Source organism: Actinomadura physcomitrii (genome assembly GCF_008923205.2).
Classification (GTDB): Bacteria; Actinomycetota; Actinomycetes; order Streptosporangiales; family Streptosporangiaceae; genus Spirillospora; species Spirillospora physcomitrii.
The window spans coordinates 153,657-176,427 of the sequence record NZ_WBMS02000005.1; the positions used below are offsets into that span (position 1 = coordinate 153,657).

A 22,771-nucleotide genomic window follows, 5' to 3' on the forward strand; every position below is an offset into this window, starting at 1 on the left:
CGAAAGTGGTCTGTGTGAGCATGCGATACGTCAGCGGCGTCCAACTGGCCCGGTTGCTCGGCGACGTCCCGCGCGAGCGTCCCGTTTACGCCGCGCTGGCCCGCGCCGTCCGGACCCTCGTCCTCGACGGCCGGCTCGCGCTGCGGACCCGGCTGCCCGCCGAGCGGGACCTGGCCGCCGCGCTCGGGGTCAGCCGCACCACGGTGACCGCCGCCTACGACCGGCTCCGCGAGGAGGGCTACATCGAGAGCCGGCAGGGCGCCGGGAGCTGGACGGCGCTGCCACCGGTCCGCATGTCGTCCGAGCCGGCGCCCGGCGGGCGGTACGGCAGGGCGCATCCGGTACCCGACGACCCGGCGTTCGTCGACCTCGGCTGCGCCACGCCGGGCGCCCCGGAGATCTTCAACGAGGCGGTCGCCGCGGCGGTGGAGGAACTGCCCCGCTACAGCGGCGGGCCCGGCTACGAGCCCGCCGGGCTGGCGGTGCTGCGCGAGGTGATCGCCGCCGGATACGAGGCGCGCGGCGTGCCGACCCGCCCGGACCAGATCGTGGTCACCACCGGCGCGCAGCACGCGTGCACGCTGCTGACGCAGACGCTCGCGGAGCCCGGCGACCCGGTGATGGTGGAGCGCCCGACCTACCCGCACGCGCTCGGCGCGCTGCGCCGGCGCGGCGCCCGGCTCGTCCCGGTCGGGGTGAACGAGGGCTGGGACATGGAGTTGGTCGCGGGCAGCATGCGGCAGGCCGCCGTCCGGATGGCCTACACGATCGCCGACTTCCACAACCCGACCGGCCTGCTGATGGGCGCCGACGACCGGGCCGCGCTGGTGGACGCGGCGCGCCGCGCGGACGCGTTCGTCGTCGTCGACGAGACCTTCGCCGACCTCGCCCACGATCCCGGCGCGCCGCGCCTGCCGCCGGTCGCCGCCTATGACACCGGCGGCCGCGTCGCCACCATCGGGTCGGCGTCCAAGCTGATGTGGGGCGGGCTGCGGATCGGCTGGATCCGCACCACCGGGCCGCTCGCCCGCCGGCTCGTGCTGGCCCGCGAGCCGTTCGACATGGCCAGCCCGGTGCTCGACCAGCTGATCGTCCGGGAGTTGCTGCTGCGGATCGACGACGTGCGGGCCGAGCGCGCCGCGACCCTGCTGCGCAACCGGGACGCGCTCGCCGCCGCGCTGCGGGAGCTGCTGCCCGGCTGGGAGTTCCGGCTGCCCGAGGGCGGCATGTCCCTGTGGGCGCGCATCGGCGCGCCCGTCGCCACCCAGCTCGCCGAGACCGCCGAGCGGCTCGGCGTGCGGGTCGTCGCGGGCCCGGTGTTCGGGGTGGACGGCGTCCTGGAGGACTACGTCCGGCTGCCCTACGTCCTGCCGCCCGACACCCTGAGGTACGCGGTGGAGCGGCTCGCGCTCGCCTACCGCGAGGTGCAGGCGGCCCCGGCGCCGCGGCCGCTGCCCGCCTACGTGTGACGGGCGGCCGTCACGGCGCGCGCTGGATGTAGTCGACGAGGTGCTCGCGCTCGCTCTCCAGCTCGTCGATGGCGCTCTTCACCACGTCGCCGATGCTGACGATGCCCGCGAGGCGCCCGCCGTCGACGACCGGGACGTGCCGGAACCGGTTCTCGGTCATCGTGCGCCGCAGGTCCTCGACGTCCTCGGCGGGCCCGCAGGTGTGCACGTCGGTGGTCATGATCTCGGAGACGGGGTGGTCGAGCAGCGCCGCGCCGCGGTCGTGCATCCGGCGCACGACGTCGCGCTCGGTGACGATGCCGGCGATGGACGCGCCGTCCGGCGACACCACCGCCGCCCCGATGTTGTGCTCGGCCAGGACGGCGAGCAGCCGCCGCACGGTGGCGTCGGGCGCCACCGTCGCCACCGCGTCTCCCTTCCTCCGCAGGATCTCGCGAATCCGCATGGCTCACGCTCCGGTGCCGGTCTCGGGCCCGTGGCGGGCGTTGGGGGTTGGTCGTTCCTGACAAGGTCGCATGGTTCGGCGTCCGGGAAAACCCCGGCACGGTACATCATTTCCGGACCGGCGCCGCGCCGGCGGATGCCCGGCGGGTCATGACACGTCGTGTTAACCCGGCCCCGTCCGGGGAAGTGGATCACAGGTCACGTAATGTGGTCTCCTGATCACTCAGTGAAGGCCGTCCAAGGTGACCAGGGAGCCCGCCGTGCCCGTACCGCGAATCGTGATCATGGGCGCCGGCTTCGCCGGCTACAACACAGCCCGCACGCTGGAGCGCCTGCTCCGGCCCGCCAAGGCCGAGATCGTCATGGTCGCGCCGTTCGGCTACACGCTGTACCAGCCGCTGCTGCCGCAGGTGGCGGGCGGCGTGCTGGACCCGCGGGCCATCGCCGGGCCGCTGCACCGGCTGCTGCGCCGCACCCAGCTGCTGCCCGGCAAGGTGCGCGGCGCGGACCTGCACGAGCGGACGATCGACGTCGAGAAGATCGACGGGACGAAGGTGTCGCTGCGCTACGACCGGCTCGTCCTCGCGGCGGGCAGCGTCACCCGCACCTTCGACATCCCCGGCCTGAAGGAGCACGCGCACGGGCTGAAGAACCTCGCCGAGGCGGTCTACCTGCGCGACCACGTGATCGCGCAACTGGAGCTGGCCAACGTCAGCATGGACCCGGCGGAACGGGCCGCGCGGCTCGGCTTCCTGGTCGTCGGCGGCGGCTACTCGGGCGTGGAGACCTGCGCGAACCTGCAGCTGCTCACCACCAAGGCGCTGCGCCGCTTCCCGCGCCTCGACCCGGCGCTGCTGACCTGGACGCTGATCGACATCGCGCCGAAGCTGCTGCCTGAGCTCGGCGACCGGCTCGGCCGGGAGGCGATGCGGCTGCTCGGCCGCCGCGGCGTCGACATCCGGCTCGGCACCACCCTGGAGCGGCTGGAACCGCACTGCGCGCACCTGACCGACGGGACGACGCTGCCGTGCCGCACCGCGATCTGGACCGCGGGCGTCACCCCCAGCCCGGTGGTCTCCACGCTCAACCTGCCCGCCGACCGAGGCCGGGTCCGGGTCGGCGCGGACCTGCGGCTCGCCGACTTCCCCGACGTGTTCGCCGTCGGCGACGCGGCCGCCGTCCCCGACCTCGCCGGAGGAGGCGACGCGATGTGCCCGCCGACCGCGCAGCACGCCACCCGGCAGGGCCGCGTCGCCGCGCACAACGTCGCCGCCTCGCTGCTCGGCCACGAGCCCCGTCAGTACCGGCACAAAGACCTCGGGCTGGTCGTCGATCTCGGCGGCGTCCAGGCGGTCGCGCGGCCCCTCGGCGTGGAACTGACCGGCGTCGTCGCGCAGGCCGTCACCCGCGGCTACCACCTGGCGACGGTCCCGTCGGTGTCGGCGCGCGCGAGGGTGCTCGGCCAGTGGCTGATCCACGCGACGGCCGGCGACGACCTGATCCGGCTGGGGCTGCTCGATCCGCGCACCAGCAGCCTCGTCGACATCGAGCACAGCTTGTGACGAGGTCGCTGCCGATGGGGCGGGCACTGTTCCCGGCGGGCGCCGCCTCCGCCGGGAGCCGCGCGGTGGCGGCGGTGACGGCCGTACTGACCGCGGGGCTGGCGGCCGGCTGCGCGTCGGGCGCCTCGGGCACCCGTGTCGTGAACCTGTACAACGCGCCGCAGGAGAGCATCGGCGCGATCGCCGCGCGGTGCAACCGGGAGGCGCACGGCCGGTTCCGGATCGTCGTCAACACGCTGCCGCGCGGCGCCGACGACCAGCGCGAGCAGCTGGTGCGGCGGCTGGCCGCCCGCGACTCCGGCCTCGACGTCCTCGGGCTCGACGTCACCTGGACCGCGGAGCTCGCCCAGGCCGGCTGGATCCGCGAATGGACCGGCCGGTACGCGGCCGAGGCCCGCAAGGGCACCCTGCCGGGGCCGCTGTCCACCGCGACCTGGGAGGGCCGGCTGTACGCGGCGCCCTACAACACCAACGTGCAGCTGCTCTGGTACCGCTCGGACCTGATACCGCACCCGCCGTCCACCTGGGCAGGGCTGATCAAGGAGTCGGAGCGGCTCGCGGCGGAGGGCAAGCCGCACTACGGGGAGGTCACGGGCGCGCAGTTCGAGGGGCTCGTCGTCTGGTTCAACAGCCTCGTCGCGTCCGCCGGCGGGCGGATCCTCAGCCCCGACGGGCAGCGGCTCGAGCTCGGCCCGAGCGCGCTGACCGCGCTGCGGACGATGCGGGCCTACGCCCGGTCCAAGGCCGCCGACCCGTCGATCTCCAACACCAAGGAGGACGACGCGCGGCTGGCGGTGGAGTCGGGACGGGGCGCCTACGAGATCAACTGGCCGTTCGTTTACGCGTCGATGGCGGACCTGCAGCCCAAGCTGCTGAAGCGGTTCAAGTGGGCGCCCTACCCCGGCATCACCGGGCCGGGGCGCGCCCCGCTCGGCGGGGCGAACTTCGCCGTCAGCCGCTACTCCGCCGAACCGGACGCCGCGTTCCAGGCCGCGCTGTGCCTGCGCGACCCGGAGAGCCAGCGCACCGCCGCGATCCAGGACGGGCTCCCGCCGGCCGTCGAGTCGGTGTACTGGGCGCCCGGCATGGCCAAGGCGTACCCGATGCGGCAGGCGATTCTCGACTCGCTGAAGACCGCCGCCGCCCGTCCCATGACCCCCACCTACCAGAACGTGTCGACGGTCACGGCGGTGCGGCTCTCGCCGCCGTCGGCCATCGACCCGCCCCGCACGCTGCGCTCGCTGCGGCAGCTGATCGGGGACGCGCTGCAGAGCAAAGGGGTGCTTCCATGAACGAGGACGCGAGCAGCACGGACGTCGTCGCGGTCCCGGGCCGCGCGATCCCCGTGCCGAGCGCGAACCGCAGGTCGGAGCGGCGGCTCGGCTGGATGCTGTGCGCGCCCGCCGCCGTGGTGATGCTCGCCGTCACCGGCTGGCCCATCGTCTACTCGATGCTGCTGTCGCTGCAGCGCTTCGACCTGCGCTTCCCCGCCCGCAAGGCGTGGATCGGGGTGGACAACTACGCGACGGTGCTCGGCAGCCCGTTCTGGTGGAACGCGTTCGCCGTCACCGTCCTCGTCACCTTCGTCAGCGTCGCGGTGGAACTGGTCCTCGGCATGGTGATCGCGCTGGTGATGTACCGGACGATCGTCGGCCGCGGGCTGGTGCGGGCCGTCGTGCTGATCCCGTACGGGATCGTCACCGTCGCCGCCGCCTACGGCTGGAAGTACGCCTGGACGCCCGGCACGGGGTTCCTGACGCGGCTGCTGCCGGCGGGGGCGGCGCCGCTCACCGACCACTTCCCGGCCATCGGGATCATCATCCTCGCGGAGATCTGGAAGACGACGCCGTTCATGGCGCTGCTGCTGATGGCGGGGCTGGCGCTCGTCCCGGAGGACGCGCTGAAGGCCGCCTCGACCGACGGCGCGACGGCCTGGCAGCGGTTCACCCGGATCACGCTGCCGCTGATGAAGCCGGCGATCCTGGCCGCGCTGCTGTTCCGCACGCTGGACGCGTTCCGGATCTTCGACGACATCTTCGTGCTCACCAACGGCGCGCAGAACACCGGCTCGGTGTCGCTGATCGCCTACCACAACCTGATCGGCGGGCTGAACCTCGGCATCGGCTCCGCCATGTCGGTGCTGATCTTCGTGACCGTCGCCCTGATCGCGTTCGTGTTCGTCAAGGTGCTCGGCACGAGCGCGCCCGACGCGGGGAGGCGCTGATGGACCGCACTTCGGGCGGGATCACCCGCTGGAGCCTGGTCAACCTGCTGGTCCTGCTGTACGCGCTGGTCCCGGTGGTGTGGATCGCGTCGCTGTCGTTCAAGGACCCGTCCACCTTCACCGACGGCACGTTCTTCCCGACCAAGTGGACGCTGCGCAACTACAGCGGCATCTTCGAGAACGCGGACTTCGTCCGCGGGCTCGGCAACTCGATCGGCATCGGGCTGGTGTCGACCCTGGTCGCGATCCTGATCGGCACGATGGCCGCGTACGCGGTGGCCCGGCTGGACTTCCCCGGTAAGCCGCTGGTGCTCGGGCTGTCCCTGCTGATCGCGATGTTCCCGCAGATCTCCCTGGTCACGCCGCTGTTCGAGATCGAGCGGACGCTCGGGCTCTTCGACACCTGGCCGGGCCTGATCCTGCCGTACATCACCTTCGCGCTGCCGCTGACCATCTACACGCTGTCGACGTTCTTCAAGGAGATCCCGTGGGACCTGGAGAAGGCCGCCAAGATGGACGGTGCCACGCCGTTCCAGGCGTTCCGGCGGGTCATCGTGCCGCTGGCCACGCCCGGTGTGGTGACGACCGCGATCCTGGCGTTCATCGTGTGCTGGAACGACTTCCTGTTCTCCATCTCGCTGACGTCCTCCAGCCGGGCGCGGACCGCGCCGGCGACGATCTCGTTCTTCACCGGGTCGTCGCAGTTCGAGAACCCGACCGGGTCGATCGCCGCGGCCGCCATCGTCATCACGGTGCCGATCGTGGTGTTCGTGCTGGTGTTCCAGCGCCGGATCGTGGCCGGGCTGACGTCCGGCGCGGTGAAGGGATGAGGTGGCGCGATGGCTGAGATCGTTCTGTCCGGGGTCACCAAGCGCTACCCCGACGGCACCACCGCGGTGCAGGACCTGGACCTGTCGATCGCCGACCGGGAGTTCATCATCCTGGTCGGGCCGTCCGGCTGCGGGAAGTCCACCACCCTGAACATGATCGCGGGGCTGGAGGACATCAGCGAGGGCGAGCTGCTGATCGACGGCCGGCGCGTCAACGACCGGGCGCCCCGCGACCGCGACATCGCGATGGTGTTCCAGTCCTACGCGCTGTACCCGCACATGACGGTGCGCGAGAACATCGGCTTCCCGCTCAAGCTCGCCCGGATGGGCAAGGCGGAGGCCAACGCCAAGATCGAGGAGGCGGCGCGGATCCTCGCGATCGAGCCGTTCCTGGACCGGCGGCCCGCGCACCTGTCGGGCGGGCAGCGGCAGCGGGTGGCGATGGGCCGCGCCATCGTCCGCAACCCCAAGGCGTTCCTGATGGACGAGCCGCTGTCCAACCTGGACGCCAAGCTGCGGGTGCAGATGCGCACGATGATCTCGCGGCTGCAGAACCAGCTCGGCACCACCACCGTGTACGTCACCCACGACCAGACCGAGGCGATGACGCTCGGCGACCGGATCGTGCTGATGCGGCGGGGGATCGTCCAGCAGGTCGGCACGCCGGAGGAGCTGTACGACCATCCGCACAATTTGTTCGTGGCGGGGTTCATCGGCTCGCCGTCGATGAACTTCCTGCCCGCCGACATCTCCGGGGGCGCGCTGCACTCGGTGCTCGGCGAGATCCCGCTGTCGGACCGGATGCGGCGGGCGCTGGCGGCGCACCACTCGCCGGACCGGGTGGTGATGGGCGTGCGGCCGGAGGCGTTCGCGGACGCGAGCCTCGACCGCCGCCGCGAGCAGGACGCCGGCGAGCTCCGCTTCGGCGGGCGGGTGGAGATCCTGGAGTCGCTCGGCGCGGAGAAGTTCGCCTACATCGACCTGGAGCCGGGCACGGTCGTCGACTCCGAGCACCTCGCGGACGCGTTCCAGGGCCATTCCCCGGGCCACCGGCACGCGCAGATCGTCGCGCGCCTGGACCCGAGGTCGCAGGCCAGCGAGGGCCGCATGCTGGACCTGGAGTACGACCCGGCCTCGATCCACCTGTTCGAACCGGAGACGGGCCTGAACCTCACCGAGCATGCCTGACCGGCGCCTGGAACGGAGCGCCAGCGGAGTGGAAGGCGTCGGGGGGTGTGGGGGGCGCCCCCACACAAAGACCCTGACCCGCTTCGTTGACTTGTGGCGTGTCGTGGTTTCAAGCCCCCTCATAACCACGACACGCCACAAGTCAACGTGGTTCAGGGGCGAGGAGGGTGGTCAGGGAGCGGAGGGCGGGGGTGAGGAGGCGGCCGGCGGGGGAGGCGTGGGCGAGGGCGGCGCGGGCGGCGTTCGCGCCGCAGCCGCCGTGGACGCCGCCGCCCGGGTGCGCGGACGCCGACGCGAGGTAGAGCCCGGCGACGGGCGTCTCGACGCGGCCGAGCCCGGGGCCGGGCCGGAACACCAGCTGCTGGTGCAGCATCGCGGTGCCGCCGTTCAGCGCGCCGTTCACCAGGTTGGCGTCGTGGTCGGCGAACGCGGGCGGGGCGGTGATCCGGCGGGCGGCGACGCGGTCGCGGAAGCCGGGTGCGAAGCGCTCGATCATCCCCTCGACGCGGCGGGCCATGGCGTCCCGCTCGCGCTCGTCCCACGCGCCGGTGATGCCGTCGGGCCCGGCGTCGCCCTTCACCCGGTGCGGGACGTGCGTGTACGCCCACACCGACTCGGTGCCGGCGGGGGAGCGGGCCGGGTCGGCGGTCGTCATCTGGCCGAGCAGCGCGAACGGCTCGGACGGGACGCGGCCGGTGGCGATCTGGCCGCTGTAGCCGGTCATGGCGTCCAGGCCGGGGGACAGGTGGACGGTCCCGGCGCGCATCGCGTCCGGCGAGGCCCAGGGGATCGGGCCGGACAGCGCCCAGTCGACCTTGAAGGTGGCGTGGTCCCAGGTGAAGCGGCGCATGTCGGCGCGCAGCGAGCCGGGCAGGTCGGACCAGCCGACCAGCCCGCCGTAGAGCGCGGGCGCGGAGACGTCCGCCAGCACCGCCTTCACGGCCCGCACCGGCTCGCCCGACGCGGTGCGGACGCCGAGGGCGCGACCGTTCCGCACGATCACCGACGCGACGGGCGTGTCGCAGCGGACGCGCCCGCCGCGCGACTCCAGCCGGCGCACCAGCGCGGCGGTCAGCTCGCCCGCGCCGCCCTCCGGCACCGGCCACCCGTACCGCTGCCCGATCATGGCGAGCAGCCAGGCGAACACCGAGCCGCCGGTGCTCTCCGGGAACATGTCGGTGTGCAGCGCCGACCCGGCGAGCAGCAGCGGCCCGCCGGGCCCGGCGAATTCCTGCTCGCCGAACGTCCGGACGGGCGCCAGCAGCGAGCGCAGGACGCGCAGCCCGCCCGCCCGGCGCACGGACGCCGCCAGCGGCAGCGCGGCCCGGACCGGAGGGAACGGGGTGAACAGGGCGCGCAGCACCGCGTCCCCCATCTCCTCCCACAGGCTCCACAGCCGCAGCCAGGCGTCGCCGTCGCCCGCGCCGAGCGCGTCGAGGCTCGCGGCCGTCGCGTCCGGGTCGCGTTCCAGCACGGCGCTGCGACCATTTGGCAGCGGGTGCGCGAGGACGGCCGGAGCGTGCTTCCAGCGCAGCCCGTACCGTTCCAGGCCGAGCGCCCGCATCACCGGAGACGCCACGCCCAGCGGATAGAACGCGCTGCACAGGTCGCTGACGTAGTCGGCGTGGACGCCCCGGTCACTGCGGACCGCGCCGCCCGGTTCGGGCTGCGCCTCCAGGACTAGGACGTCCCATCCCGCGTCGGCCAGCATGTTGGCCGCCACGAGCCCGTTGGGCCCCGCGCCGACGACCACGGCGTCCGCCATCCCGCACCGCCTCCCGGTGATCACCCTAGGGCGTGTGCGGGCGTCCTACCCCGGCGCGGGCGCCCTAGCCGGCGTTGATGCGGGCCAGCAGCCGCATCGCGCGCGGCGACAGCCGGGACGTCAGGTAGCCCAGCCGCGCCTCCGGCGTGACCGGCACGACCGCCCGGTCGTCGCGGACCGCGTTGACGATCTGCTTCGCGACGCCCTCCGGCCCGAAGCCGCGCAGCGCGTACGCCCGCGCCGCCTTCTCCCGGCCGCGCGCCTGCTCCCGCGCGCCGCGCCCGACGAACCGGGACGTCCGGGTGATGTTGGTGTCGACGATGCCGGGGCAGATCGCCGTGACGCCGATCCCCTTGCCCTTCAGCTCGGCGCGCAGGCACTCCGACAGCATCAGCACGGCCGCCTTGCTGGTGGCGTAGGCGGGCAGCGTCCGGGACGGGGTGTACGCGGCGGCCGAGGACGTGTTGACGATGTGGCCGCCCTGCCCCCGCTCCGCCATCTGCGCGGCGAACAGCCGCGACCCGTGCACGACGCCCCACAGGTTCACGCCGAGGACGGTGTCCCAGTCGTCCACGGTGTGGTCGAGGAACGGTCCGGCCATGCCGATGCCGGCGTTGTTCACCACGACGTCCGGGACGCCGTGGTCGTGCAGGACGGACTTGGCGAAGTCCTCCATCGCGGCGGCGTCGGACACGTCCACCCGGTAGGGGTGCCCGGCCGGGCCGACGAGCCCGGCGAGCTCCGCGGTGCGCTGCGCGGTGGCGAGGTCGAGGTCGGCGGCGACGACCTCCGCGCCCCGCTCGGCGAACGCGAGCGCGGTGGCGCGGCCGATGCCGCTGCCGGCGCCGGTCACGACGACCAGCGAGCCGTCGAAGGCGCGCCGGTCCCGGCCGACCCGGGCGCGCTTGAGCGCCCGGGACTCGGCGGCGGTGAGCGGGCCGCCCTGGACGCCGGTGATGTGCTCGGTGATCCAGCGGGCGATGACGTCCGGGTGGCTGCGCGGCACCCAGTGGCCCGCGGCGATCGGGCGCAGCGACAGGTTCGGCACGCGGGCGCTCAGCCCGCCGACGAGGTGCGGCGACACGAACAGGTCCTTGGTGGGGACGATGACCTGCGTGGGCACGTCCGTGCGGCGGTCGCGCGGGCGGCGCAGCCGCTGCACCATGTTCGCCCGGTACAGGCCGACGCCGGACGCGCCGTCCCGCGGCATCGTCCGCGCCGGGTGGCCCTCGCGGGGCGCGACGCCCTCGCCGAGTTCCAGGGCCCGGTTGAACGGCCGGGAAAGCCCGGCGAGCCACATCAGCTCGGGCAGCACGGGCGTCTGGAAGAAGTAGATGTACCAGGACCGGACGCCCTGCCCGGCGGCGCGCCTGAGGTTCGCCGGGGTCGGGCGGGCGAGGTTGCGCCGCGTCCAGTGCGCGACGTGGTCGAGGCAGGGCCCGGAGATGGAGGTGAAGGAGGCGAACCGCTCCGGCATCGTGCAGGCCGCCTCCCACGACTGGATCGAGCCCCAGTCGTGCCCGACGAGGTGCACCTTGCGCTCGGGGGCGGTGGCGTCCAGCACCGCCCGCATGTCCGACATCAGGTAGTCGAAGGTGTAGCGCTTGCGCCCGAACGGGCGGGACGAGGCGCCCGCTCCGCGCACGTCGTAGCGGACGACGTGGTAGCGGGCCGCGAGCCGCGCGGCGACCTCGTCCCACACCGCGTGGGTGTCGGGGTAGCCGTGCATGAGCAGGACGGTCGGCCGGGACGGGTCGCCCTGCTCGTAGACGGCGAGGTCGACGCCGTCGCCGCGGACCCGGCGGCGCCGCACGGGTGCCGCGGGGGCGGCGGCGCCCGTGGTGATGGTCTGCGTCATCGCGCCTCCCGTCGCGCCCACCGGTGCACGTGGGGCAGGTCGTCGTCGAGCCAGTACGCGTCGTCCTCGGTGACCACGAGGATCTCCTCGAACTTCACGCCGACGCCGCGGAAGCCGATGTGCGGCTCCACCGCCCACAGCCCGGGCGTCGGGGGGTGCTGGGACTGCGCGGCCCCGTTCCAGAGCGGGGAGCGGCCCTCGAGGCGCTCCTTGACCAGTTCGCGGCCGATCGTCTGGAGGAACCGTACACCGAACGGGAATCCGACGCGCTTGGGGAGGACGCCGCCGATGATCCCGACCTGGTGGCCGATGACCCGTCCGGGATACTCGGCGTGCCGGTTCCGGTAGCCCTGCCGCTCGATCAGCGCGTCGACCTCGGCGTAGATGTCGGCGAACGTGCGGCGCTCGCGGACGAGGCGCAGGATGAGCGTCCGGTATCCGGCGAGGTCGGTGTCGAGCCGTTCCCAGATCCGGTTCTCGCCGAGGACGCCGCCGTAGCCGATGTCGGCGGCGTAACCGTCGCGGACGGGCGCCACGTCCAGGATGTAGGGCATGCCCTCCTCGAGCCGCGCCGCGCTGGGGAGGAACTGGGTGGGGAGCTTGAAGCCCCGGAAGGCCGACCGGTCGCCGAACCAGGCGAAGGGGGTGTGCAGCCAGTCGTCGACACCGCGCCCGCGCAGCAGGCGGCGCATCCGGCGGCACGCCTCGCGCTCGGTCACGCCCGGTTCGAGGGTGGCGGCGACCTCCTCGGCGCACTGGTAGCACAGGCGCTGGACGTCGCGGAATCGCTCGAGTTCCGCCTCGTCGTGGGTGCGGGCGAGCGTCACATTATTGGACACGATGTTAATTAACCGCCCGTTCCGAACCCCGGTCAAGGGGGGCGCGCGTGACGCTCGCCACCCGGCACGCGCGAGGGCTCGTACGGCGCGGCGGTTCGGGCCCTCAGGGGAGGTCTCCGCGGAGCCTCCGGTCGCGGTGTCCGGGCGGGTCGGCGGACCCGGTCTAGTACGGGTCGTAGCCCGCGGCCTGCGCGGCGGGGGACTGCTTCAGGTACTCCAGCGCGCGCGGCGTCGAGCAGACCTTGGACGGGTGGTGGTTCGGCCTGAGGTAGACCGGCGCCTCACCGAGCAGCAGCTTGAAGATGCCGGGCACGTGCCCCCGCCGGACGGACCGGCGGTACGCGCGGACGACCCGCAGCGGCGTGACCCGCTTCGTCACCGTCGGGTCCTGCTTCATCAGGTACAGCGAGCCGCCGATCAGCGCCCAGTACAGGAAGAACAGCGACACCACCCAGGCGGCCGCGCGGGTCGGGTAGCGCCCGCCCATCGCCTTGTAGACGTCGAACACCACCGACCGGTGCTCGACCTCCTCGGCGCCGTGCCAGCGCAGCAGGTCCAGCATCGTCGGGTCGACCCCGGCCTTCTCCAGCCGGTCGTTGTCCATGATCCACTGGCCGAGCACGGCGGTGTAGTGCTCGATCGAGGCGACCGCCGCCAGTTCGAAGCGCAGCCGGCGCCGCCAGGCCCGCGGGTTGCGCTCCTTCAGCGCCGCCATCTGCGCGGGCCGGTCCGCGTTGCCCTTGGCCGCCGCGTCGGTGATCTTGGAGACGTCGATCCCGTTGGTCTCCAGGATCTGGTCGAGCACGCCCTGGTGCGAGCGGGCGTGCACCATCTCCTGGCCGATGAACCCCTTGATCTCCTCCAGCAGCCGCTCGTCCTTGATGTGCGGGCGGGCGTCCTTGACGCACTGGATGAACCACTTCTCGCCCTCGGGGAGGACGATGTGGAAGGAGTTGATGATGTGGGTGGCGAGCGGGTCGCCGGGCACCCAGTGCAGGGGAGTGGACGACCAGTCGAAGGACACCCGCCGCGGCTTGATCGGGGGGTGGCGCTCGTCGATGCCGGACGCCGCTCCGCCGCCGGTGAGGGGCCTCGTCATACCGTAGTCCTCCGCTTCGCGCGCCCGGGGCGGGACGCGGCGTGGGTGCACGCGCGCGTCATTGCGTTGGGGGAGCAGTCAACTCCTGTGACCGGGCCGGTGTCTTGAGGGCGGGCCAACAAGTTACCGTTTGGTTTTCGGCTCGAGATGACAAACGGCCCGGTCACCGGGCCAAGTCAAGGGCAGGGGCGGGGGCGGGGTCAGAGGAGGATCCGCTCGGCGCCCGCGTAGACGTTCATGGTGTCCCCGCGCAGGAAGCCGACCAGCGTCATCCCGGCGTCCTCGGCCAGGTCCACCGCCAGCGACGACGGCGCCGACACCGCCGCGAGCACGGGGATCCCCGCGGTCATCGCCTTCTGGGTCAGCTCGAACGACGCTCGCCCGCTGACCATGAGGACCTTGCCGGCCAGCGGCAGCAGGCCCCGGCGCAGGGCCCAGCCCACGACCTTGTCGACGGCGTTGTGCCGCCCGACGTCCTCGCGCACCGCCAGCAGCCCGCCCTCGGCGTCGAACAGCCCGGCGGCGTGCAGCCCGCCCGTCCGGTCGAAGACCCGCTGCGCGGCGCGCAGCCGGTCCGGCAGCGCGGCCAGCACGCCCGGCGTGAGCCGGACGGGGTCGGCGGACACCTCGTACGGGCGGTCGGTCCGCAGCGCCTCGATGCTCGACTTCCCGCACACCCCGCACGCGCTGGTGGTGGTGAACGCGCGGGTCATCGCGTCGTCGGGCGGCGCCACTCCGGGGGCAAGCGCGACGTCGAGGGTGTTCTGCTCCTGGGTGTCCGCGCAGTACCGCATGGCGGTGAGGTCGGCCGCGCCGCGGATGATCCCCTCGGCCGCCAGGAACCCCGCGACGAGGTCGAAGTCGTGGCCGGGGGTGCGCATCGTGATCGTCAGCGGCTTGCCCGCCACCCGGATCTCGAGGGGCTCCTCCACGGCGAGGGTGTCGGGCCGCCGTCCCGCCGTCCCGCCGGCGCCGAGCCGCAGGACGGGCTTGCGCACGGTGATCCGACCCATGCCCGAACGGTACCCCCGTTGCCCCCGCCTAACGAACGAGTGCGGACGGATCCGTCCCCTTCTGCGTCCTTCGCCGGACGGGACGGCGCGCCCGGCCTCACTCGCCCCCGTCGCCGCGGTCGATGTTCCAGTTGGCCACCACCGTCGCGAACGGCGGGATGATCATCGCGAACACCGACATCGCGATCGCGGCGGGCGTCGAGTACAGCCGGACGACCGTCCAGGCGAGGACGATGAAGGTGAGGCACGTCCCCATCATGATCCCGTAAACGAGCTTCCGCCGTCTCATGCCCCCACGCTACGTCGCCGGACGGGGCGCCGCGGACACGGACCGTCACGGCGGTCCCGCGAATCGGGCGATCAGATGAGAGCGGGCTGAGAGTTGTCTAAGGATCCCCGGCGAGGCGCCCGTTTCGCGAAAAGAACGGTCTACATTCGCCTGCGAAACCGTGATCGTTCTCGCACAGAAATGTACTTCGCGACCACCTCATGAGCACGAATCCGAACAAGAAGAACCAGGTCAAGGCCGGACTCAAGCGAAGGGGGAATCTGCTGGCGGCGGCATTGCGCCCGCCCGTGCGCGCGCAGTCCGCGGCCCGTCCGCCCGCCGGCCCGGGCGCCGGCAACGCCGGCGACAATGGCGGGGAGATCGCCCCTTCCAAGGTGCCGCGGCTCGTGGAGTCGCCGGTCTTCCTCCTCTGCCCGCAGCGTTCCGGGTCCACCCTCCTACGGGTGCTGCTGAACAGCCATTCGCAGATCCGGGCGCCGCACGAGCTGCACCTGCGCCACCTGCGGGTGAAGCTCGGCCGCGACTTCACCCTCGACGTCATGGCCGAGCTGGGCCTGGACGTCCGCGAGCTGGAGTACATGCTCTGGGACAACGTGCTCCGGTTCGAGCTGGAGCGCAGCGGCAAGTCGCAGATCGTCGACAAGACGCCGTCCAACGCCCTGGTGTGGCGGCGCCTGGCCGCGGCGTGGCCGCGGGCGCGCTACATCTTCCTGCTCCGCCACCCCGCCGCGATCGTCCAGTCGGTGCTGGCGCGGCGGGCGAACTCCGTGCGCGAGGAGGTCGTCCCGGAGGTCCTCCGCTACGCGGAGGGCATCGAGGCGGCCCGGCACGAGCTCCCCGGGCTCACCGTCCGGTACGAGGAGCTGACGGCCGAGCCGGACCGGGTGACCAGGGAGGTCTGCTCCTTCCTGGACGTGGAGTGGGAGCGCGCCATGCTCGACTACGGCCGGCACGACCACGGGCCCTTCCGCCCGTACTTCGGCGACTGGAGCGAGAACCTCAGGTCGGGGACGGTCCGCCCGGCCCGGCCGCTGCCCGGCGCGGGCGACGTGCCGCACGAGCTCCGGGACGTCGCGGGGGCCTGGGGCTACCTGGGCCGGGCGTGACGCTCGGCGGGCCGCCGGCGCGTCGGCGCGTCGGCCCGGCCGGCGGCCCGGGGCGTGCTCGCGGAGGCGCACGGGAATCGAACCCGCCGTCCCGAGATCCTCGGGACCAACGGTTTTGAAGACCGCGGAGGCCACCAGGCGCTCGCGCGCCTCCGCCGCGATCCTAGTCGATCACCCGGCGCGGAGGCCGATCACCCGGCGTAGAGGGCGTCGAGGGCCTCGGCGTACTTGCCGTGCACGACCCGGCGCCGCAGCTTGAGGGTGGGGGTCAGCTCCTCGCTCTCGGCCGTCCACTCGGCGGGCAGCAGCCGCCACTTCTTCACCTGCTGGACGCGGGCGAGGCGCGCGTTGGCGTCCTCGACGGCCCTCGCGACCTCCTCCAGGACGAGCGGGTGCTCGGCGAGCGCGGCGAGGTCGGTGGTCTCGATCCCGTGCGCGGCGGCCCAGACCGGCGCGACCTCGCCGTCCAGCGTGATGAGCGCGACGACGTAGGGGCGGCGGTCGCCGAACGCGAGCGCCTGGCCGACCAGCGGGTGCTCCTTGAGGTGGTTCTCGATCATCGACGGGGCGATGTTCTCGCCGCCGGCGGTGATGATCAGCTCCTTCTTGCGGTCGACGACGGTGAGGAAGCCGTCCTCGTCGAGGCGGCCGACGTCCCCGGTGTGCACCCAGCCGCCGGCGTCGATGAGGTCGGCGGTGGCCTCCGGCCGGTTGAGGTAGCCGGGGGTGCAGGTCGCGCCGCGCACCAGGATCTCGCCGTCCTCGGCGAGCGTCAGCTCGACGCCGTCGAACGGGCGGCCGACGGTGCCGAGCTTGAAGGAGTCGGCGAGGTTGGCGGTGACGGCGCCGGTGGTCTCGGTCATCCCGTAGGCGTCGAAGATCTTCAGGCCGAGGCCGGCGAAGAACCGGGCGACCTCGACCGGCAGCGGCGCGGCGGCGCTGGACGCCTGCCGGACGCGGTCCAGGCCGAGCAGCCCGCGCATCGGGGTGAGGACGGCGGCGTCGGCGGCCTCGAACGCGGCGGTCACCTCGGGGGTGAGGGTGTTCCCGAACTCCTGGGCCGCCACATAGGCGCGGCCCGCGTCCAGGGCGGCGGCGACGGCGGCCTTCTTCGCCGGGTCCCGCTCGGCCGACAGCACCGCCTGGATGCCCGCCATGATCTTCTCCCAGACGCGCGGGACGCCGAAGAACGAGTGCGGCCGCACCTCGGCCAGCACCGTCGTCAGCTGCGCGGGGTCCGGGCAGAAGTGGACGTGCGCGGCGAGCCGGACGGGCAGGTAGTAGCTGAGGACGCGGTCGGCGATGTGCGCGAACGGCAGGTAGGAGACGCCGGACGGGTGGTCGGGCAGCACCGAGCTGCGCCGCACCATCTCGGCCTCGTGCAGCACCATCGAGTGGGTGATGAGGACGCCCTTGGGGTCGCCGGTGGTGCCGGAGGTGTAGAGCAAGGTGGCGGTGTCCCCGGGCTGGACGGCCCGATGGCGGCGGTCGATCGCGGCCGGGTCGGCGGCCAGCTCCCCGCGGCCGAGCGCGGTGAAGGTGTCCCAGCTCAGGTAGCGGTCGTCGGCGGACGGGCAGGCGGCGGCGTCCACCACGATGATCTTGCGCAGGTGCGGGAGCCGGTCGAGGACGGGCTGCCAGCGGGCGAGCTGGTCGGCGCCGTCCAGCACCGCGTACTTCGCCGCGCAGTGGCCGGCGACGTAGGCGACCTGGTCGGGTGCGAGGGTCGCGTAGACGGTCGTCGGCACTCCGCCGGCGTGCACGGCGCCGAGGTCGGCGAGCACGTGCTCGGACCGGTTGGGCATCATCAGCGCGACGACGTCCCCCGGCTCGAGGCCGAGGGCGGCGAACCCGGCGGCGGTCTCCAGCGCCCGGGTCCGCGTCTCGGCCCAGGTCAGCGTCCGCCACCGGCCGCCGACCCGGTCGGAGTAGGCCGGCCGGTCCCCGTGCTCGGCGGCGGTGGCGGCGAGGGCGGTGCAGATCGTCCGTCCCTCGACGGCCCGGTCCAGCTCGTCGCGCTGCTCCTCGATCCCCATGTGTCGCCCCTTGAGTAAGTGATGACTTGCAGAACAGGATCGCATCATGCCGAACGTCGTTCGGACAAGCCCTTCGGGAATTTCGCGCTGCTCGGGGGTGAGGGCGACCCCTGGGTGACCGGACCCGTACTGTCCGTTTGTTGATCATTTGTGGTAGTTGTGCGTTAAATTTCCTGGTGAACCGTCTCGCCCGAGCAGCCCGCCTCACCCAGTACGCCCACGGCGGCGGCGGCGCGTGCAAGATCCCGCCCGGCGAGCTGGAGCGCATCGTGACCGGCCTCACCGGCGGCGGCGACGCCCTGGTGGTCGGCGGCGCGGACGGCGACGACGCGGCCGTGCTGCGCGTCGCGGGCGGCCGCGCGGTGGTGTCCACCGCCGACTTCTTCACCCCCGTCGTCGACGACGCCTACGACTGGGGGCGCATCGCCGCCGCCGACGCCCTGTCGGACGTGTACGCCGTCGGCGGCGAACCGCTCATGGCGCTGAACCTGCTCGGCTGGCCCAGCGACGCGCTGCCCGCCGAACTGGCCCGCGAGGTGCTGCGCGGCGGCCGGGACGTGGCGGACCTCGCCGGCTGCCCGATCGCGGGCGGGCACAGTATCGACGACCCCGAGCCCAAGTACGGCCTCGCGGTGACCGGCGTCGCCGACCCCGGCCGGCTGCTGCGGCTGGACGCCGGCCGGGCGGGCGTCCCGCTGTCGCTGTCCAAGCCGCTCGGCCTCGGCGTCCTCAACGCCCGCCACAAGGCGACCGGCGAGGTGTTCCCCGAGGCCGTCGAGACGATGACGACGCTGAACGCGGCGGCGGCGGTGGCCGCGCTGGAGCGCGGCGCTGCCTGCGCGACCGACGTGTCCGGCTTCGGGCTGCTCGGGCACCTGTACAAGCTGGCCCGCGCGAGCGGCGTCACCGCCGTCGTGGACGCCGCCGCCGTCCCGTACCTGGACGGCGCGCGCGCGGCCGTGCGCGACGGCTTCGTGCCGGGCGGCACCCGCCGCAACCTCGCGTGGGTCTCCCCGCACACCGAGTTCCGCCGGATCGCCGAGGAGGAGCGGCTGCTCCTCGCCGACGCGCAGACCTCCGGCGGGCTGCTGGTGGCCGGCGAGATCCCCGGCGCCCCGGTGATCGGCGAGCTGGCGCCGCTCGGCCGGCGCCACCTCGTCGTCCGCTAGTCCCGCCCCGCACGGGATCGGGAGGCGGGGGAGGGTAGGGGTGGCGGTGTGAGCATCGGGGGGATCGTCTCCGCCGTCGTCCTCGGCGCGGTCGTCGGGGCGCTCGGCCGGCTGGTCGTGCCGGGCCGGCGGAGCATGCCGGGCTGGCTGACCGTGGCCGTCGGCGTGGTGGCCGCCTTCGCCGGGACGGGCCTGTGCGCGATGGTCGGGTTCGGCGCGTCCGGCTGGACCGTCTGGGCGACGCTCTTCCAGGTCGGCGTCGCCGCCCTGGGGGTGTGCCTGGTCGCGGCGCTGTGGCCGCCGCGGACCCGCCGCTGAGCGGGACGGCCCGACCGGGAGCGGGAGCGGGCGCGGGCGGCGGGCGGGTCAGCGGGCGGGCGGGCGCAGGACGGGCCGCAGCTCGTCCAGCACGGCCGCGTCCTCGATCGTGGACGGGACCGCCACGTCCTTGCCGTCGGCGATGCCCCGCATCACGCCCCGCAGGATCTTGCCGGACCGCGTCTTCGGCAGCGCCGCGACGACCTCGACCCGCTTCAGCGCCGCGACCGGGCCGACCTGCTCGCGCACCATCCGCACCAGCTCCGCGGCGAGCTCGTCCGGATCGGCCCCGGCGCCGCTCTTCAGTACCACGAGACCGCGCGGGACCTGGCCCTTCAGCGCGTCCTCGACGCCGATGACCGCGCACTCGGCCACCGCCGGGTGCGCGGCGATGACCTCCTCCATCGTCCCGGTCGACAGCCGGTGCCCGGCGACGTTGATGACGTCGTCGGTGCGGCCCATCACCCACACGTAGCCGTCCTCGTCCAGGTGCCCGCCGTCGCCGGTCAGGTAGTGGCCCGGATGGCGGGTCAGGTACGACTCCACGAACCGCTCGTCGTCCTGCCACAGCGTCGGCAGCGTGCCGGGCGGCAGCGGCAGCCGGATCGCGATGTCGCCGTCGGTCCCCGGCGGGACGGGCGCGCCGTCCGGGCCGAGGACCCGCACGTCGTAGCCGGGCACCGGCACCGACGGCGACCCGGGCTTGACGGGCATCGGCTCCAGCCCGCGCAGGTTCGCCACGATCGGCCAGCCCGTCTCGGTCTGCCACCAGTGGTCGATGACCGGCCGGTCCAGCACCCGCGACGCCCAGTGGTAGGTGTCGGGGTCGAGCCGCTCCCCGGCGAGGAACAGCGTGTCGAGCGCCGACAGGTCGTGCCCGGCGAGCAGCGCGCCGTCCGGGTCCTCCTTCTTGACGGCGCGGATCGCCGTCGGCGCCGTGAACAGCGCCTTGACGCGGTGCTGCGCGGCGACCCGCCAGAACGCGCCCGCGTCCGGCGTCCCGACCGGCTTGCCCTCGTACAGGACGGTCGTGCAGCCGGTGAGCAGCGGCGCGTACACGATGTAGGAGTGCCCGACGACCCATCCGACGTCGGACGCGGCCCAGAACACATCGCCCGGCCCCACGCCGAAGACGTTCTCCATCGACCAGCGCAGCGCCACCGCGTGGCCGCCGTTGTCGCGGACGACGCCCTTCGGCCGTCCGGTCGTCCCGGAGGTGTAGAGGATGTACAGCGGGTCGGTGGCGGCGACCGGCACGCACTCGGCCGGGCGGGCGGCCTCGACGGCCTCGTCCCACTCCACGTCCCGCGGCCGGGCGAGGTCGGCGTGCAGCTGCTCGCGCTGCCGGATCACGCACCGCTCCACCTTGTGCTTCGCCAGCTCCAGCGCCTGGTCGAGCAGCGGCTTGTAGGGCACCACCCGGCCGCCCTCGATCCCGCAGGACGCCGACACGACCGCCTTCGGGCGCGCGTCGTCGATGCGGACGGCCAGCTCCCGCGCCGCGAACCCGCCGAACACCACCGAGTGCACCGCGCCGAGCCGCGCGCACGCCAGCATCGCGATCACGGCCTCGGGGATCATCGGCAGGTAGATGACGACCCGGTCGCCGCGGTCGACGCCCTGCGCGCGCAGCGCCCCGGCGAACCGCGCGACCAGGTCGGTCAGCTCCCGGAAGGTGTAGCCGCGGACCGTCCCGGTGACCGGGCTGTCGTAGATCAGCGCCGGCTGGTCGCCGCGGCCCTCGTCGACATGCCGGTCCAGGGCGTTGTCACAGGTGTTCAGCTCGCCGCCGGTGAACCAGCGGTAGAACGGCGGGGCGCCGTCGTCCAGCACGCGGTCGGGCGGGACGAGCCAGCGCACGTCCCGCGCCGCCAGCCCCCAGAACCGGGTCGGATCGGCGATGCTGCGTTCGTACGCGGCCGCGTAGGCGCCCATTTCGTCCTCCCGGTGGCGGTCGGCCCGCCCCGATCCGCGTTTCGGGGCGCATCCCTATAGGGCACGGCGCGGGTGCCTTTCGTCAAGGCCCCGCGCCGCCACCTCCCGGTCGCGGAGGGTCACCGCCGCCGCGCCGTCCCCGGTCAGGCGGGCCGCTCGTGCGGGTGCCGGACGCCGTGCACGACGGCGACGGCGGCCGCGAGGACGGCCCCGGCCGCGACGATCCAGAAGCACAGCTCGTAGGCGCCGAGCGCCGGCACCTCGGTCCCGGCGATCACCTTCCCGGCGAGGATCGAGGCGGTCACGGCGCCCGCCACGCTGCCGCCGGTGGTGCGGACGAGGGAGTTGATGCCGCTGGCGATGCCGCTCTGGTCCATCGGGACGTGCTGGACGGCGAGCGTGCCGAGCGCCGCGTAGGCGACGCCGAAGCCGATGCCCTGGATCGCGCTGAACGCCAGCATGTCGTAGCCGTGCGAGTTCGACAGGGCCAGCCAGGTGTAGCTGAGCCCGGCGAAGACCGAGCCGAGCGCGAGCGTGTAGGCCGGGCCGATGCGCCGCGCGATGGCGCCGGACATCGCGGACGCGAAGAGCATCGTGAAAGTGCTGGGCAGCATGTAGAGGCCGACGTCCAGCACCGAGCCGTCCAGCCCGTACCCGACCTTGCCGGACGGGGACTGGACGAAGCCGGAGATCAGGGTGAACGCGGCGAACATCGAGAAGCCGAGCAGCGTCGAGGACAGGTTCGCCGACAGCGACTTCGGCCCGACCAGCAGGTTCAGCCGCACCAGCGGCTCGCGCACCCGCCGCTCGATCACGATCCACAGCGCGCACAGCACCGCGGCGGCGGCGAACAGGCCGATCACCCCGCCGGACGACCAGCCCCAGTCGTTGCCCTCGCTGATCGCCAGCAGCAGGCAGACCAGCCAGCCGGCCAGCACGAGCGCGCCGGCGAGGTCGGGCCGCCCGCCGGCGCGCGCACCGGTGTCGTGCGCGGTGACCGCGACCAGCACGAGGCCCGCCGCGGCGAGCGCCACGGTGATCCAGAACACCGGGTGGTGGCTGCTGGTGTGGTCGGCGATCAGCCCGGTCACGATCATGCCGGCGCTGCCGCCGACGCCCATGGTGGCGCTGACGATGCCGATCGCGGTAGTGATCCGCTCGCGCGGGAAGGTGTCCCGGATCATCCCGATGGCCAGCGGGATCATGGCGGACGACACGCCCTGCAGGGTCCGCCCGGCGATGAGCACGCCGAGCGAGCCGGACACGGCGCAGATCACCGAGCCGAGCAGCAGCAGCGCCAGCACGAGCAGGATCATCCGCTTCTTGCCGTACATGTCGCCGAACCGCGACAGCAGCGGCGTGGCGACGGCGCCGGCCAGCAGGGAGGCGGTGAACACCCAGGTCACGGCGGTCACCGAGACGTGGAAGCGGCCCATCAGCTCGGGCAGCAGCGGGATGACGAGGGTCTGCTGGACGGACACCACCATGCCGGCGATCGCCAGCGCGAACAGGGTGGGGCCGGTGCGCGGGGGAGCGGCGGGCCGCCGCCCGGTCGTGGCGGCGGCCGCCGTCTGGGCGCCGGTCATGAAGCCTCCTGGGGGGACGGTCAAGGTCGGTGGGAGCGCGG

Annotated in this window: 19 protein-coding genes and 1 tRNA gene; 9 read left to right on the forward strand and 11 right to left on the reverse strand. The window is 73.5% G+C overall.

Annotated elements, in window-relative coordinates; all coding sequences use genetic code 11:
* Window positions 1–20 precede the first annotated feature (20 nt).
* Entirely contained in the window at window positions 21–1,469 is a 1,449-nt protein-coding gene (gene yczR / locus F8568_RS08435) for a MocR-like transcription factor YczR (protein WP_151593073.1), read from the forward strand.
* A 10-nt stretch (window positions 1,470–1,479) separates the two neighbouring features.
* Here yczR and F8568_RS08440 read toward each other — a convergent pair whose 3' ends face one another.
* Window positions 1,480–1,914: a CBS domain-containing protein gene (locus tag F8568_RS08440; protein WP_151592929.1), complete on the reverse strand. Its 435-nt coding sequence runs from the start codon at window positions 1,912–1,914 to the stop codon at window positions 1,480–1,482.
* Window positions 1,915–2,173: 259 nt separating this feature from the next.
* On the opposite strand from F8568_RS08440, the gene F8568_RS08445 reads away from it, so the two are divergent.
* From F8568_RS08445 to F8568_RS08465, 5 genes are read left to right on the forward strand one after another with little or no spacing between them, the layout of a single operon-like run.
* A complete protein-coding gene (locus tag F8568_RS08445) occupies window positions 2,174–3,475 on the forward strand; it encodes an NAD(P)/FAD-dependent oxidoreductase (protein ID WP_151592930.1) in 1,302 nt (433 codons plus the stop codon).
* A gap of 14 nt (window positions 3,476–3,489) precedes the next feature.
* Window positions 3,490–4,767, forward strand: coding sequence for an ABC transporter substrate-binding protein (locus tag F8568_RS08450; protein ID WP_236008528.1), 1,278 nt, complete (start codon window positions 3,490–3,492; stop codon window positions 4,765–4,767).
* Window positions 4,764–5,699 (forward strand): carbohydrate ABC transporter permease, encoded by a 936-nt coding sequence (locus F8568_RS08455; protein WP_151592931.1) that lies wholly within the window; start codon window positions 4,764–4,766, stop codon window positions 5,697–5,699. Before F8568_RS08450 ends, F8568_RS08455 begins: the two co-directional genes overlap by 4 nt.
* Complete coding sequence (locus F8568_RS08460) at window positions 5,699–6,529, forward strand: carbohydrate ABC transporter permease (RefSeq protein ID WP_151592932.1); 831 nt, start codon at window positions 5,699–5,701, stop codon at window positions 6,527–6,529. Before F8568_RS08455 ends, F8568_RS08460 begins: the two co-directional genes overlap by 1 nt.
* Before the next feature lie 9 nt (window positions 6,530–6,538).
* Window positions 6,539–7,717 (forward strand): ABC transporter ATP-binding protein, encoded by a 1,179-nt coding sequence (locus F8568_RS08465; protein WP_151592933.1) that lies wholly within the window; start codon window positions 6,539–6,541, stop codon window positions 7,715–7,717.
* 142 nt (window positions 7,718–7,859) lie between these two features.
* Here F8568_RS08465 and F8568_RS08470 read toward each other — a convergent pair whose 3' ends face one another.
* From F8568_RS08470 to F8568_RS08495, 6 genes are all read right to left on the reverse strand, one after another.
* Entirely contained in the window at window positions 7,860–9,482 is a 1,623-nt protein-coding gene (locus tag F8568_RS08470; RefSeq protein WP_151592934.1) for a phytoene desaturase family protein, read from the reverse strand.
* Between the two features lie 64 nt (window positions 9,483–9,546).
* Window positions 9,547–11,340, reverse strand: coding sequence for an SDR family oxidoreductase (locus F8568_RS08475; protein WP_151592935.1), 1,794 nt, complete (start codon window positions 11,338–11,340; stop codon window positions 9,547–9,549).
* Entirely contained in the window at window positions 11,337–12,179 is an 843-nt protein-coding gene (locus F8568_RS08480) for a M24 family metallopeptidase (protein WP_328600776.1), read from the reverse strand. The genes F8568_RS08475 and F8568_RS08480 overlap by 4 nt, the downstream gene beginning before the upstream one ends.
* A gap of 163 nt (window positions 12,180–12,342) precedes the next feature.
* On the reverse strand, window positions 12,343–13,278 hold the full coding sequence (locus F8568_RS08485; protein WP_151592936.1) for a metal-dependent hydrolase: 936 nt from the start codon (window positions 13,276–13,278) through the stop codon (window positions 12,343–12,345).
* A gap of 200 nt (window positions 13,279–13,478) precedes the next feature.
* Complete coding sequence (gene fdhD, locus F8568_RS08490; RefSeq protein WP_151592937.1) at window positions 13,479–14,291, reverse strand: formate dehydrogenase accessory sulfurtransferase FdhD; 813 nt, start codon at window positions 14,289–14,291, stop codon at window positions 13,479–13,481.
* A 97-nt stretch (window positions 14,292–14,388) separates the two neighbouring features.
* Window positions 14,389–14,580 (reverse strand): DUF3099 domain-containing protein, encoded by a 192-nt coding sequence (locus tag F8568_RS08495; protein WP_151592938.1) that lies wholly within the window; start codon window positions 14,578–14,580, stop codon window positions 14,389–14,391.
* A gap of 200 nt (window positions 14,581–14,780) precedes the next feature.
* On the opposite strand from F8568_RS08495, the gene F8568_RS08500 reads away from it, so the two are divergent.
* Complete coding sequence (locus F8568_RS08500; RefSeq protein ID WP_151592939.1) at window positions 14,781–15,686, forward strand: sulfotransferase family protein; 906 nt, start codon at window positions 14,781–14,783, stop codon at window positions 15,684–15,686.
* A 61-nt stretch (window positions 15,687–15,747) separates the two neighbouring features.
* Here F8568_RS08500 and F8568_RS08505 read toward each other — a convergent pair.
* Both F8568_RS08505 and F8568_RS08510 read right to left on the reverse strand, forming a co-directional pair.
* Window positions 15,748–15,840: transfer RNA gene (locus F8568_RS08505), tRNA-Sec, on the reverse strand.
* Between the two features lie 37 nt (window positions 15,841–15,877).
* On the reverse strand, window positions 15,878–17,722 hold the full coding sequence (locus tag F8568_RS08510; RefSeq protein ID WP_151592940.1) for an AMP-dependent synthetase/ligase: 1,845 nt from the start codon (window positions 17,720–17,722) through the stop codon (window positions 15,878–15,880).
* 176 nt (window positions 17,723–17,898) lie between these two features.
* Here F8568_RS08510 and selD point away from each other — a divergent pair, with 176 nt between their 5' ends.
* Complete coding sequence (gene selD / locus F8568_RS08515; protein ID WP_160573546.1) at window positions 17,899–18,891, forward strand: selenide, water dikinase SelD; 993 nt, start codon at window positions 17,899–17,901, stop codon at window positions 18,889–18,891.
* Between the two features lie 48 nt (window positions 18,892–18,939).
* Window positions 18,940–19,209 carry a GlsB/YeaQ/YmgE family stress response membrane protein gene (locus F8568_RS08520; protein WP_151592942.1) on the forward strand — a complete coding sequence of 90 codons (270 nt, stop codon included), beginning with the start codon at window positions 18,940–18,942 and terminating at the stop codon, window positions 19,207–19,209.
* 48 nt (window positions 19,210–19,257) lie between these two features.
* Here F8568_RS08520 and F8568_RS08525 read toward each other — a convergent pair whose 3' ends face one another.
* Together F8568_RS08525 and F8568_RS08530 are read right to left on the reverse strand one after the other, a co-directional pair.
* Window positions 19,258–21,144 carry a propionyl-CoA synthetase gene (locus F8568_RS08525; protein ID WP_151592943.1) on the reverse strand — a complete coding sequence of 629 codons (1,887 nt, stop codon included), beginning with the start codon at window positions 21,142–21,144 and terminating at the stop codon, window positions 19,258–19,260.
* A gap of 143 nt (window positions 21,145–21,287) precedes the next feature.
* Window positions 21,288–22,730: an MFS transporter gene (locus F8568_RS08530; protein ID WP_151592944.1), complete on the reverse strand. Its 1,443-nt coding sequence runs from the start codon at window positions 22,728–22,730 to the stop codon at window positions 21,288–21,290.
* Window positions 22,731–22,771: the final 41 nt, after the last annotated feature.

Bases quoted from the DNA above. Each gene is read 5' to 3' on its own strand.
- yczR (WP_151593073.1), top strand. From the start codon at position 21: ATGCGATACGTCAGCGGCGTCCAACTGGCCCGGTTGCTCGGCGACGTC.
- F8568_RS08440 (WP_151592929.1), bottom strand. From the start codon at position 1,914: ATGCGGATTCGCGAGATCCTGCGGAGGAAGGGAGACGCGGTGGCGACG.
- F8568_RS08450 (WP_236008528.1), top strand. From the start codon at position 3,490: ATGGGGCGGGCACTGTTCCCGGCGGGCGCCGCCTCCGCCGGGAGCCGC.
- F8568_RS08455 (WP_151592931.1), top strand. From the start codon at position 4,764: ATGAACGAGGACGCGAGCAGCACGGACGTCGTCGCGGTCCCGGGCCGC.
- F8568_RS08460 (WP_151592932.1), top strand. From the start codon at position 5,699: ATGGACCGCACTTCGGGCGGGATCACCCGCTGGAGCCTGGTCAACCTG.
- F8568_RS08465 (WP_151592933.1), top strand. From the start codon at position 6,539: ATGGCTGAGATCGTTCTGTCCGGGGTCACCAAGCGCTACCCCGACGGC.
- F8568_RS08470 (WP_151592934.1), bottom strand. From the start codon at position 9,482: ATGGCGGACGCCGTGGTCGTCGGCGCGGGGCCCAACGGGCTCGTGGCG.
- F8568_RS08475 (WP_151592935.1), bottom strand. From the start codon at position 11,340: ATGACGCAGACCATCACCACGGGCGCCGCCGCCCCCGCGGCACCCGTG.
- F8568_RS08485 (WP_151592936.1), bottom strand. From the start codon at position 13,278: ATGACGAGGCCCCTCACCGGCGGCGGAGCGGCGTCCGGCATCGACGAG.
- fdhD (WP_151592937.1), bottom strand. From the start codon at position 14,291: ATGGGTCGGATCACCGTGCGCAAGCCCGTCCTGCGGCTCGGCGCCGGC.
- F8568_RS08495 (WP_151592938.1), bottom strand. From the start codon at position 14,580: ATGAGACGGCGGAAGCTCGTTTACGGGATCATGATGGGGACGTGCCTC.
- F8568_RS08500 (WP_151592939.1), top strand. From the start codon at position 14,781: ATGAGCACGAATCCGAACAAGAAGAACCAGGTCAAGGCCGGACTCAAG.
- F8568_RS08510 (WP_151592940.1), bottom strand. From the start codon at position 17,722: ATGGGGATCGAGGAGCAGCGCGACGAGCTGGACCGGGCCGTCGAGGGA.
- F8568_RS08525 (WP_151592943.1), bottom strand. From the start codon at position 21,144: ATGGGCGCCTACGCGGCCGCGTACGAACGCAGCATCGCCGATCCGACC.
- F8568_RS08530 (WP_151592944.1), bottom strand. From the start codon at position 22,730: ATGACCGGCGCCCAGACGGCGGCCGCCGCCACGACCGGGCGGCGGCCC.